This window comes from Lysinibacillus sp. GW821-FHT14F06 (genome assembly GCF_058803665.1).
This window is the reverse complement of the sequence record NZ_JBXAPF010000001.1, coordinates 117,134-129,655: the sequence shown is the minus strand read 5'-3', so window position 1 is coordinate 129,655 and position 12,522 is coordinate 117,134. Positions and strand designations below refer to the sequence as shown.

The window sequence follows — 12,522 nt, the reverse complement described above, 5'->3', positions numbered from 1 at the left end:
GTGGGATGGGCAAAACTCCCACTGATCTTACATTATTCACTTATCAACTTTTTCTGATGCTCCTGATATCTTCGATGTACTGTTGCCTTACTAACATCAAAGCCTAAGCCTCGAAGTGTCATGGCAATTTCCTCAAACGTAAAGCCTTTGTTTCGAAGAGTAATAATTTCCTCAATCGGCACTTCCTTACGCTCCTGCCCATTTGGATTTCCACGATTCGATAGATTGTTTTCAGGTCTATAGCCCTTTTCAACAGCTCGACGCATACCACGTCGTATTTTAGCATTATGGATTCTGCGCTGGTATTCCTCTACTATCGCTAATATTTCGAGCAGCATCGTATCCATTTCATTTAATTGTACAGGGCCTGCATCTCGCATGGAGAAAACATCCGTTTCCGTTTTTTGCAATAAATGCAGCACTGCCATTCTGGCATTTCCACGTCCCAAGCGTGTTTCATCCTGGACAAATAGCGCATTAATTTCCTGTTCTTTAATGAAATCAAGCATTTCAAGTAAGCCATCTCGCTCCACATCATAGCCACTATGCTGATCTAGAAAAATGCCCTTTATATCGTAGTTCTGCTCCTTGGCATAGCGTGTTAATTCTTCCTGCTGACGCTCTAGCGAGGAACTTTGTGTCTCTTTTTCTGTACTCACGCGGCAATAGATGACGGCTGATTGTTGTTTATTTATCATTGTTCATTTCTCGCAATTTCAATAGAGTTTATGGGATTGGCTTGGTTTCCCACCACTGGAATGACTAATGATTTACCAGCAACAATTTGAACGTTTGGTAATTCATTTTCCGCCTTTACAAGCTTAATCCAGTCTTCCTTACTCATTTTACCACGGTATTGCTCTGCTAACGACCATAGGTTATCCCCATGCTCCACTTGTATTTCCTTGTAAGTCACCTCACCAGGATCTGTTATGTAAAGGTATCCTGCAAATAATAGGCAAGCCCCTAATAAAATGGAGATATGCGGATTTTTCTTTAACCAATTCATCGTTATGACCTCTTTTCTAGAATGTTTGTTCGGAATGTATGTTCTTATAATAGTGCGAACAAACGTTTTTGTCAAACACTTTTCGAACCTATGTTTGCATAAGTGTTCGCATTCTGCTATACTATCTAATAAGAAGAAATATAAGAAAAAAGAGGTGAGCAATCATGAAAAAAGTTTCGAAAAGACAAGAAGACATTTTAGCCTTTATCAAAGAAGAAGTACGCGCAAAGGGGTATCCACCATCTGTACGTGAAATTGGTGAAGCAGTTGGACTTGCTTCAAGCTCAACGGTTCATGGACATTTAGCTCGTTTAGAGCAAAAGGGCTTTATCCGCCGTGACCCAACGAAGCCACGTGCGATTGAAATTTTAGAGCCAGAAGATTCTATTCAAAAGCAACATGTTATTCACGTCCCACTTGTAGGGAAGGTTACAGCAGGTTCTCCAATTACAGCTATTGAAAATATTGAAGAGTATTTCCCGCTACCAGATACTTATGGGACAAGTGAGGATCAATTATTTATGCTAGAAATTATGGGTGAATCCATGATTGAAGCTGGAATTTTAGATGGAGATTTAGTCATTGTAAAGCAAAAATCAACAGCAGATAATGGTGATATTGTCGTGGCTATGACAGAAGAGGATGAAGCAACCGTTAAGCGTTTCTTTAAGGAAAAAAGTCATTTCCGCTTACAGCCTGAGAACTCCACAATGGAGCCAATTATTGTCGATCAGGTTTCTATTTTAGGACAAGTTGTAGGCCTTTATCGTCGTGTACACTAAAAAATATAAAATTATTGAATGATTTTAAGAGGATGATATGTTCCCCGATGAGCATATACCTCTTTTTCTTAATTTTAGACATAGAACAAAATTCAATCTACATAGGGAGTGCATCTATTTGAAACAAAAAATCAAACAAGCTGTGCAAGAAGCTTATACGACAATGTATAGCTCCTTATACGATGAACAAATTTATGCGGCTGTTTTAGTGACAGATGGAGATTGTGGTAGCCTTTATTTAACAATGGGAACTGAAAAATCACTAATTGAAATTGGTCAAAACTATGAGGATGCCCCCGAGGATTATCGCTTTTTAAAGGATGAATATTTACATTACGATGAAACGGATATGCTCGAAAAGGTAAGTCGTGAATTATTGGATATTGTATTGCATATTGAAGATGAAAAATTTATTGAACATAAAGAAATGCTGCATCAAGCAATGTGTGATACGATGTATGAATTGAAACAGGAGGGCATTATTGACGAAAGCATTTTTGTTTTTATTTCGGTGACTGATGATAATGAAGAGGAAATGCTGGAGTTATCGTCAGCGAGGCGTTGTAATTCTAATCATCCCCTACTTCCTGCGTTTGTGCGTAATTGGGGACATTAAATACTCTATTGTTCTAAAGCAAGAAGATGTCGAAGAAGATTTTTCGCCATCTTCCTTTTGTTTAGCTGGTTTACAAAAAAAGAATCCACTTTAATATGGATTCCTTGCAAGCACTATGCCTCTAATTTGAATTTCAAGCTTGCCTTGATAAAAGCAGTAAATATTTTCTTTGATACTTCATCCCCTGCCATCGCCTGCTCCTCTGGATGCCACTGTACTGCCAGACAAAATGGGTGGTCCTCGTGTACGACCGCTTCTACAATTCCATCACTGGATTTGGCTGCTACCTTTAATTTCTCAGCTAATACATTAACTGCTTGATGATGAAAGGAATTTACAGCAATTTTCTCTTTCTCGGTGAATCTGTTTAATAATGTATCAGGTGTAACCGTAACATAGTGGGTAGCCACGCCCCGAGTTGCCTGCTGCATATGCTTTAATAATTTTTTACTATGATATTCGCTCTCCATATCCTGATAGACATTGCCTCCAAGAGCCACATTTAATATTTGAATACCACGACAAATACCAAAAATTGGCATATTACGAATAAAGGCTGCCTCGATTAAAGCAAGCTCTACGGAATCTCTTTCAGGATGTATCTTCCCTAATTTAGGTGCTGGCTCTGCATCAAAGAGAAATGGATGGACATCACAGCCTCCTGATAGCAATAATCCATCTGTCAACGACAAAATTTGTGCAACATCCTCCTCTATGCCAAGAGGAATAATTAGCGGAATGCCCCCAGCTTCGATAATACTATTGCTATAGGCAGCATTTAATCTTGCTGACAAATCATCCTCCACAAAGGCCGTTATGCCAATAACTGGCTTCACTTTATCCCCTCCAAGATTGTAAGTTATTCCTTACCACAAGCCAAGATACCAATTCATCAAGGCATCCCCATAAAAATAAACAACGATAGCCGCAGCAGCAATGGATGGACCAAATGGTATTGGGGTCTTTCTACCCTGCTGCCGTGTTCTTAACACTATAATGCCTACAACCATTCCGATAACAGCGGCTAAAAATAATGTTAAGAGTGCATGTAGTGTGCCCAATACAAGCCCAAGTAAAAAGAATAATTTAATATCCCCTCCACCCATACCTCCCTTTGACAACACAGCAATACTATATAATATGCCAAAGCCAACGACTGCACCCAGCGCACTATCCCACCATGGGGTTAACGGTGAAAGCACACGTCCTATAAAGAGCAATGGTAGAAAAAAGAGTAGTACTTTATCAGGAATAAGCATATAGGCAAAATCCGATACAACAATAATAACAAGTAATGAAATTAGCAAAATGGCTACAATAAATTCTACGGTAAAGCCTAGCTTCCAATAGGCAAATGCAAATAAAACCCCTGTCATAAGCTCCATGAATGGATATATCCAAGAAATTTTTTGTCCACAGCTACGGCATTTGCCTCCTAGCCATACATAGGACAAAACAGGTACTAAATCAAGGGCTGTTAGCTGCCTCTGACAATTTGTGCAATGTGAGGGCGGTTGCACAATAGACTCCTTTACTGGTACACGTAAGCCGACCACATTAAAAAAGGAGCCAAAAACAAGCCCAAAAATAAATACTGTCACGGTATAAGCCATTTCCATTTTTATGTCCTCCTAAACTAAGAGGCGCCCATACATATAAAGTATGCGCGCCTATCTTTATTCTTTTCCCTCGTAATAGAACGTCGTAATCTGTACAGTAGCCTTAATAGTATTATCCGCCTCTTTATCTAGCTTTTCTTGCTCACCAGGAATAGTCATATTAATCGTATCAATTTTCATAACACGCTCAAGCTTTTCCACTTCCTTTAAAAAGGTAACCATTGAGTCAAATGTTAAAGCACCAATATCAAAGGTAAAGGTTACTAGCTTAAGCTCTGGTGGAATATTTTCTTGGGCAATCGTAGAAACAGGTGGAGTTTCCGTATTCTCTTGATTCTCCTCATTGACCTTTGCCTCCGCCTCAGCAACTGTATTCGTTTGATCCACATTGGCATTCGCTACAGGCTCATCATAATTATTAAAGGTTAGTGACTCCATGCGCGTACCTGTCACCTCTTCAATTTCCACCATATCCCTTAATACCTGCTCGACCGCTCTTGCACTAGGCACCTTTTTTTGCATCTCTAAAGTATCCTGCATGGGAACCTCTAGCTGCTCATCAAAGGAGGTAAGGGATTGCTCTAAGCTTTTAATCTCCGTTTGCAGACTTTGAATACTAGCTTCCTTCGCTCGTACCTCATCCTTCTTTGGCAAAATAACATAATAATAGAGAGCAAACAATAAGGAGGCTATCAACAGAACAAGCAGTAATAAACCTGATTTCTTACTATTTAGTAATTTCGTCATTAGCTTCGTCCCCCTACCAGATACATAAAGTCAATTGTAGCTGTAATGGAAACTGAGTAACGAGGCATCTGCTTAAATTTCTCCTCCGCAGGTAAGTCCTTATCCTGCTCCCCTAGCTCAATGTCAAAATTGGTGATGGAGCCGATTTGTGTATCTGTAAAATAAGGGCTTGCTAATAAACGCTCGACGTATTTTGAAATAGCTGTCATAGTTTCAAAATCTGCCTCAATTGTTACTTGGTTCGTACCAAATGAATAGCTGCGTAAATAGCTTGGGCTTGGTAGCAGTGCATTCGTTTCATCTATTAACGGTGTTACGGGATAAGCAACACTTTGTACATAGTGAACAGATTGCTTTAATGAGCCTGTATTTTGACTTTGCTTTGTCGCAATATCATTTTGTAGCTGCTCCTGCCTTTCCACTAAGCGTCGCTCTTCTGCTGATAAATCCTTTAACGCCGCCCTAGCATCGAAAAATAGATAGGTCATAAACGCTAAAATAATAAGAATAATAGCTAGAATAATATAAATCAACAATGGCGAGGTTTTCCGCTTCTCTAATTTCGGTAAGAGGTTAATTTCTGGAATCATCCGTTAACCTCCTTCAAGGCTAGTCCAAGCAAGGAGGAAAACGCTCTTGTAAACTGCGGAAATTTCTTTTGTAGCATCTGATCATTTAACTCTGTTAATGGAACACCTAAATTGGCACGTAAAAACTCGCTAATAGTTGGTAATAAAGGATTGTCCCCTAAAATAATAATTTCATCAACAGTTTTTTCACCTTTATGCAAAGAAAAACGGAAGAAGTTCATCATACGATCAATTTCCAGCACCTGATCCATAACAATCATCCGATAATCCTCTAGCTCTCCATTATATTGAAAGTCATAGCTATATTCGCCCTGTGCCTTGCTTTCCCATTGCTCCATATTTGTATCAATTGATTGATAACGTAAAAATTCCACATTGCCCTGTGAAAATATGCTAATAGATAGCTCATTAATAGACCATTCTGCAATTAAATAGGTTTTATCCATCTCCAGTAGCTGTAAATAATGCAATAAACGGATATTACAAAGAGCCCGTATATCCGCTGCCTCTGGCTCCAGTGCAATATCGAGAAGCATTGCCACAATCTTATTTACTTCCTCTGAGGGCGCGGCATATAATTGTGCCTTACCGTCAAGGGGATCAGCATCATAAACATCAATAAGTGGCTCCTGAAATGGGAGATGAATCGAGTGCCCAATCTCCATTTCGGCATAGCCTCGAAGCTCCTCTTGCTTCAGGTCATGGGGCACATCAAAGCTTTTCAAAAGAACAGACATATCTGGCACAAACATTCGAGCCAATTGTTTTTTGCCAACCCATTTCACCACTTCTTGATTCATTGCTTCAAATAAAGCGACCTCATCATGGATAATGCCATTTTCAAGAATGCCATGTGCTAATGGCAGCTCATAATGCCGCCAACGTGAAGGATCAAGCCCTTCCGCCACAATGGCACGAAGAACATAATCCTTCAATTCGAGGGACACATACGATTTTTTCTTTCTCTTCAACATGTGAAAAGACCCCCTTTTCAGCTACCTCATAGGTGAATGAATTAGTCATCCATTTCCCCTCCAGAAATACAGATGCGTACGCAATTCTGGGGGGGTTTGAAGGTCTAATTAATCAGTTTTAGATCCTACTTCGTATGCAGCGTTGATGTCACTACCTTTTTTAGTATCTTTATTAATTTTATCAAGAGATACATTAGTAAAAGTTATGTCACTACTAAATACGCCCTTAACCGTAGCATTTATTTCAAGTTTACCCTTTGAAACTGATGCAGTAGATGGTAATTTACCTGTAGATTTCAAAAAACCTTTATCTATCAATGTAGCAGCAGTTACGGGACCTGTTTCATTTGGCATATCAGTATAGTACAAATTCGCTGCACTTATGATATTAGTTGCATCTGCCTTTACAGCCGTATAACGTGAATTTTCAATAATATTGCCAATAGCAGGGATAGCAATTGCAGCAACAATCGCTAAAATAACGACAACTGCTAATAATTCAATAAGCGTTAAACCCTTCTGATTTTTCAAAAGCTTTTTGTTCATTAATTTCTTTAACATATTAATTCCCCCTTATTATATTTTATATATGAAGTGTGTCAACACGAACTTCCTTTTTAAAGATGAACAATTCAAGATCCCTCTGATATAGTTATCTAGAGAAAACCATTCAATTCTATCATTCTAGAAAATAAACCAAACTTTCACTTACATATTTTCGTATAACTTGAACATGGGTAGGAAGATTGCTGCAATTATAATGCCCACTACCAACGCCAGTACTAAAATCATTAATGGCTCAACAAGTGATTTTAGGGTATCGACTGCACGATCTACTTCCTCCTCATAAAAATCGGCTACCTTTTCTAGCATATAATCGAGTGAGCCTGTTCGTTCACCAATAGCAGCCATTTGTGAGACAAGTGGTGGAAATAGCCAGCTTTTTTCAAGCGGCTCGGATAAGGTGCCACCCTTTTCTAAATTATCCCGTGCCTCTAACACCACCTTGGCTATAACAGGATTGCCTGCTACCTTTTCAACGATGGTTAAAGCGTTTAGGATTGGCACAGAGCTACTAAATAGAGTAGCTAATGTTCGCGTCATACGAGCAATAACACTTTTTTGCATTAATGAACCAAATATAGGCATACGCAAAATCATAATATTGATTGAATAATTAAATGCCTTATTATTTTTATATAAAAGATTAAAGCCAATAACTATGATAAACAAAGCTATAATCACAAAATACCAGTTAGCGATAAGCCAATCACTAATTCCAACAACAATTACTGTCAGCAGTGGCATTTCCATATCCATATCCTTAAAGGTAGCCATAAAGGTTGGTACGATAAAGACCATTAAAAACAAACCAACGGCAATGGTTAAAATGGATAAAATCGCAGGGTAGGTAAGTGCCGATGTTATTTTCTTTTTGATGCTATACTGCTTCTCTAAAGTATTGGCTAGTCGGTCTAATGTATCATCAATACTTCCTGTAGCCTCTCCCGCACGCATCATATTAACAAATAAAATTGGAAATACCTTTGGATGCTTGGCTGCGGCATCTGAAAAGGCTGTACCGCTCTGAATATCCTCCTCTACCTCCAACAAAGCCTTTTTTAACGTTTTATTTTTGGTTTGTGCGGCTAAAATTTGGGTAGCCTCTACAACGGAAATACCAGCACGTATTAATGTGGCATACTGACGGCAATAGACAACAAAGTCCTGATGCTTTACCTTTCGAGCAATCGCAAGATCCTTATGTAAAATACTAGTGGATTCCTGTACCTCACGCGCATTAATTCCTTGCTTGCGCAGCTTTTCAATCGCAGCCTGTTTATTTGATGCTTCAATAACACCCTTTTTCTGTACGCCTGCTTTTGTGCGCCCATTATAGCGAAATACGGTCAACTATATTCCCCCGCATTCATATACGGTCTCGCATCCTCAAGTGAGATTTTACCTGTTGTAATTAATTGCTGGATCGACGATTGAAGCGTATGCATGCCTAGTGCCTTACTTGTTTGCATCACACTTGGAATTTGATGTACCTTCTCATTACGAATTAAATTGGAAATGGACGGTGCCTGCACAAGAATTTCGGTTGCTGCTATACGTCCCTTTACATCCTTACGAACAAATAATCTTTGTGAAATAATGCCCTGCAAGACATTCGCTAGCTGTACGCGAATTTGTGCCTGCTGATGGGGCGGAAAAACATCGATAATACGGTCAATTGTCGTTGGTGCACTACTTGTATGTAGTGTCGCCATCACTAAGTGACCTGTCTCTGCGGCGGTGATTGCTGTAGAGATTGTTTCATAGTCACGCATCTCCCCTACTAAAATAATGTCAGGGTCCTGACGTAACGAAGCCCTTAAACCATTGGCAAAGCTTTTCGTATCGACACCAACCTCACGCTGATTGATAATGGATTTTTTATGTGAGTGTAGGTATTCGATCGGGTCCTCCAGTGTAATAATATGCTTTGCTCTCGTTTCATTGATGTAGTCAATCATGGCAGCCAGCGTCGTGGATTTACCAGAGCCAGTTGGACCTGTTACTAAAATTAATCCCTGTGGCTTTTCTGCAAGCTGATAGAGCACCTGTGGCATATTTAGCGTTTCAATCGAAGGTATTTTTGCCTCGATTAAACGAGCCGCCACAGACACCTCATTGCGCTGATGATAAGCATTGACACGAAAACGACATTTACCAGGTAGAGAATAATTAAAATCCGTCTCCCCCTTCTCCTCGAATTCCTGTTGCTTATGAACGGGCAAAATCATCTTCACCATTTCTAATAAATCGGCACTTTCTAATGGCTCCGTGCCATAGTGCTCAAGCTGACCGTGAATTCGATAAACAGGTGGCACCCCTTTTGTTAAATGTAAATCAGATGCCTTCACTTCAAAGGAACGATGTAATAACTCAATAATTGAATATGCTGTCACTGGGCTCACCTCCTACTCTTTACTTGCAACACGTAAGATTTCAGATATTGTTGTCTGTCCTGCTGCAACCTTTTGTAAACCATCCATTAGCAATGTTTTAAAGTGTTGCTGCTTCATATATTCTCTGATTTTCTGATCGCCCACCTCATGGATAATTAATTCCTTCACATGACGATCAACTGGTAGGATTTCATGAATAGCCATCCTACCGCGATAACCAGTAAAGTTACATGCCGCACAGCCACGTCCCTTACGTCCATGTGTGATATCTGGTATACCGTTATCTTTTAAAATAGCTAACTCATATTCAGTAAATGTATAGATTTCAGAGCAATCCCTACAATTTCTTCTAACAAGACGTTGTGCCATAATACCAACTAATGAAGACGATAATAAAAATGATTCAATGCCCATATCCTGCAAGCGTGAGATAGAATCGACTGCACTATTTGTATGCAGGGTACTTAACACTAAATGCCCTGTTAAGGATGCACGCGTCGCAATTTGTGCCGTTTCCAAATCTCTAATTTCCCCAATCATTACAATATCTGGGTCTTGACGCAAGATAGAACGTAGCCCTGTCGCAAATGTGAGCCCAACCTCTTCCTTTACCTGAATTTGATTCACACCAGATAATTGATACTCAACAGGATCTTCAACTGTAATAATATTGACACCATCGTCGTTTAATTCATTTAATGCCGCATAAAGTGTGGAGGATTTCCCCGATCCAGTTGGACCTGTTATCAGGACAATACCATTTGGATGCTCAATCATGGAGCGAAATAATGCTTCATTTTGATCAGAAAAATCAAGCTGCTCAATACCGTTTACAGCGTTTGCTAAATCTAAAATACGCATTACAACCTTTTCTCCATAAACGGTTGGTAGCGTGGAAAGTCGAATATCAATCGGTCGGAAATTAATGGTTGATTTAATACGTCCATCCTGTGGAATTCGATTTTCTGTAATATTGAGATTCCCCATAATTTTTATACGGGCCAATACAACACTTTGCATATTTTTTGGCAAGGAACGTTCTGTTCTTAGGACACCATCAACACGATAACGTACACGCAGCTCAGTTTCCTGTGGGTCAAAGTGAATATCACTAGCTCGTTGTGCCACACCATTTGCAATAATTTGATTAACAAGGCGAACAATTGGTGAATCCTCACGTTCGATATCCGTTTGCATATCAATGCTGGATGTTGCCATATCAGATAGAGCTGCATCCATTGATTCCTGTAGATCATAGTATTTGGTAATTGTTCGATACAAATCGTCCTTCGCCGCAATACTTGTTTCAATTTGACAGCCTGTAGCCATACGCACTTCCTCGATAGCAAAGTAATCCATCGGGTCTGCCATTGCTATAAAGAGCTTATTTCTTTCCTTACGAACTGGCATAATGTTCGTCCGTTTTGCTAACTCTGCTGGTATCAACTGCAGTAAATCAGGGCTAATCGTATATTGGTTTAAATTAATATGAGGAATCCCAAGCTGAAACTCGAGGACTTCAATAAGCTGTTGTTCTGTTAAGTAATTCTTTTTAATTAAAAAGTCGCCAAGCTTTTCTTCTTTTGACTTTTCAGTTAGCGCGTATTCTAATTGCTGTGGTGTAATAACACCTGATTCTACGAGTAAATCACCTAGTCGTTTCCGTCCAGCTTTTGCTGCCATGAAAAGTACTCCTCTCTTTTAAGGACTTGTTTGTACAAAATTTCCACCCTTATCATAGTAGCCATAGACAATTTCTGGTCCATCTTGCTTCTGTTCTGTTGTAGATGTATTTGCATCTGGTAAACCATTACCATCTAAATCCATCTGTAAATCAGAATCTGTTGCTGTCTTTTGCTGATCTGTCACGACACTTTCAGCGGCTTCAAGCTTACGAGATGATCGTACAACAATACGGTTGACAGGAGCATAATAGTCTCGACTAACAAGCTGTTCCTCCGAAGAGCCACCATTAACACGGATGGAGCGATAAATTTCAATACGAACGCCCTCCTGCCCCTCCTGCTCAATCTTTTCCTGACCAGCAGCTAGCTCATCTGAATAGCGAGCTATAACTCTCGGTCTGACGATCTTATCCTTCGTCACACGAACGGTCACTTCCTTGTCTTTTTCCGCAGACCATATTTCAATTTTCAGCTGATTTCCTTCAATCGTAGCTTTTAGTTTATTAAGCTGAGCTGAAGTATTTACAAATTGCAAATCCTTGGCCAGCACCACATTCAGCTCTGCCTCCAACCCTTGCTGTAGGAAAGAGGGTGGAACGGCTTGAGCATGACGTTCTACAATCGCATAATCTGTTTGTAGGATTGTGCTATAGACCATCGAGGCAATAAAATTAAGGGTTTCTATATGAACCGAATTCGCCTGTTCTCCAAGCAACTGCAGTAGAGACATTTTTTGATTCGGTGCAATTAACTGATTATTAAGCGTATCAAGCAATCCCTCTAAATTGTCAACATTCTTCGGAATATCACTTATTTGAAAAGCGATTCGTTCATTCTCTAATGAACTTACATCTACTAATTCTGCATTGATCTGATGGCTGCCTAAATTTCCAGCCTGATTAAGAACCATTGCAATTGTTTCCTCTGTTTTCCATTGCGACATACTTTTCACAGCTTTCTTTGTATTGACACCAGCTATTACTGGGATTGGAAGCTGAACGGTTCTTTTACTTTCCCAAAAGGCAAACCATGGCTTTTTTGACAGCTCCTCATATTGAGACACTACCTGCTCTATATCAAACTGTAAATCATGTGCATCCAGTTCCTGCTCAGTACCACTACCACTAATAACAAGGGGCGTTTCCTGCCATTTCTCCACCGCATCACGAATAGTTTGGAGGCTCTCTTCTTTATTTAGCCCTTCAACAGAAATACCACCAATTGTTGAATCTTCAGGACTTTCCTTCGCAAAGACTGTGCCATTTAGCACAAATGATGGAATAAAAATTCCTACAATTAGAACCATTGCCAATATGATGCTAATTATTTTTATGTATGTTTTCATCCATCTCACCCTTCCATTCACTAATGGAATTTCTATTTATATACAAAATGATACTACAACTATAGTATTTTGACACTACAAAAAATGCAACTTTTTTCCGATTTATTTTTCAAACTTCTGAAATCATTCAAAAAATATTCAAAAAGTAGTTCTATAGAATTACAAAATAAGATAAATTCCATTAGATATAGTTCCAGA

14 protein-coding genes are annotated in these 12,522 nt (G+C 39.3%); 2 read left to right on the top strand and 12 right to left on the bottom strand.

All coding sequences use genetic code 11. From position 1 onward, the window contains the following. Positions 1–32: 32 nt before the first annotated feature. Both AC1RNS_RS00590 and yneA read right to left on the bottom strand, forming a co-directional pair. On the bottom strand, positions 33–698 hold the full coding sequence (locus AC1RNS_RS00590) for a YneB family resolvase-like protein (protein WP_492990042.1): 666 nt from the start codon (positions 696–698) through the stop codon (positions 33–35). Further along, positions 695–1,009 (bottom strand): cell division suppressor protein YneA, encoded by a 315-nt coding sequence (yneA, locus tag AC1RNS_RS00585; protein WP_492990041.1) that lies wholly within the window; start codon positions 1,007–1,009, stop codon positions 695–697. Before yneA ends, AC1RNS_RS00590 begins: the two co-directional genes overlap by 4 nt. Positions 1,010–1,173: 164 nt before the next feature. On the opposite strand from yneA, the gene lexA reads away from it, so the two are divergent. Continuing rightward, entirely contained in the window at positions 1,174–1,791 is a 618-nt protein-coding gene (lexA, locus tag AC1RNS_RS00580; protein ID WP_492990039.1) for a transcriptional repressor LexA, read from the top strand. A gap of 118 nt (positions 1,792–1,909) precedes the next feature. Further along, entirely contained in the window at positions 1,910–2,407 is a 498-nt protein-coding gene (locus tag AC1RNS_RS00575; protein ID WP_492990038.1) for a DUF4303 domain-containing protein, read from the top strand. Positions 2,408–2,520: 113 nt separating this feature from the next. Here AC1RNS_RS00575 and AC1RNS_RS00570 read toward each other — a convergent pair whose 3' ends face one another. From AC1RNS_RS00570 to AC1RNS_RS00525, 10 genes are all read right to left on the bottom strand, one after another. Beyond that, entirely contained in the window at positions 2,521–3,243 is a 723-nt protein-coding gene (locus AC1RNS_RS00570; protein ID WP_492990037.1) for a gamma-glutamyl-gamma-aminobutyrate hydrolase family protein, read from the bottom strand. Between the two features lie 30 nt (positions 3,244–3,273). Further along, complete coding sequence (locus AC1RNS_RS00565) at positions 3,274–4,026, bottom strand: prepilin peptidase (RefSeq protein WP_492990036.1); 753 nt, start codon at positions 4,024–4,026, stop codon at positions 3,274–3,276. Positions 4,027–4,083: 57 nt separating this feature from the next. Beyond that, on the bottom strand, positions 4,084–4,773 hold the full coding sequence (locus AC1RNS_RS00560) for a hypothetical protein (protein WP_492990035.1): 690 nt from the start codon (positions 4,771–4,773) through the stop codon (positions 4,084–4,086). After that, positions 4,773–5,363 carry a PilN domain-containing protein gene (locus AC1RNS_RS00555; protein WP_492990033.1) on the bottom strand — a complete coding sequence of 197 codons (591 nt, stop codon included), beginning with the start codon at positions 5,361–5,363 and terminating at the stop codon, positions 4,773–4,775. The genes AC1RNS_RS00560 and AC1RNS_RS00555 overlap by 1 nt, the downstream gene beginning before the upstream one ends. Continuing rightward, positions 5,360–6,337: a type IV pilus biogenesis protein PilM gene (gene pilM, locus AC1RNS_RS00550; RefSeq protein ID WP_492990032.1), complete on the bottom strand. Its 978-nt coding sequence runs from the start codon at positions 6,335–6,337 to the stop codon at positions 5,360–5,362. The genes AC1RNS_RS00555 and pilM overlap by 4 nt, the downstream gene beginning before the upstream one ends. A 108-nt stretch (positions 6,338–6,445) precedes the next feature. After that, positions 6,446–6,898 (bottom strand): prepilin-type N-terminal cleavage/methylation domain-containing protein, encoded by a 453-nt coding sequence (locus tag AC1RNS_RS00545; RefSeq protein ID WP_492990031.1) that lies wholly within the window; start codon positions 6,896–6,898, stop codon positions 6,446–6,448. A 147-nt stretch (positions 6,899–7,045) separates the two neighbouring features. After that, positions 7,046–8,251 (bottom strand): type II secretion system F family protein, encoded by a 1,206-nt coding sequence (locus tag AC1RNS_RS00540; RefSeq protein WP_492990030.1) that lies wholly within the window; start codon positions 8,249–8,251, stop codon positions 7,046–7,048. Next, entirely contained in the window at positions 8,248–9,294 is a 1,047-nt protein-coding gene (locus AC1RNS_RS00535) for a type IV pilus twitching motility protein PilT (RefSeq protein ID WP_492990029.1), read from the bottom strand. The genes AC1RNS_RS00540 and AC1RNS_RS00535 overlap by 4 nt, the downstream gene beginning before the upstream one ends. Before the next feature lie 12 nt (positions 9,295–9,306). Beyond that, the gene (locus AC1RNS_RS00530) at positions 9,307–10,977 is read right to left on the bottom strand and encodes a GspE/PulE family protein (RefSeq protein WP_492990027.1); all 1,671 of its coding nucleotides are present in this window, start codon (positions 10,975–10,977) and stop codon (positions 9,307–9,309) included. A gap of 18 nt (positions 10,978–10,995) precedes the next feature. After that, positions 10,996–12,324 (bottom strand): G5 domain-containing protein, encoded by a 1,329-nt coding sequence (locus AC1RNS_RS00525; RefSeq protein WP_492990025.1) that lies wholly within the window; start codon positions 12,322–12,324, stop codon positions 10,996–10,998. Positions 12,325–12,522: the final 198 nt, after the last annotated feature.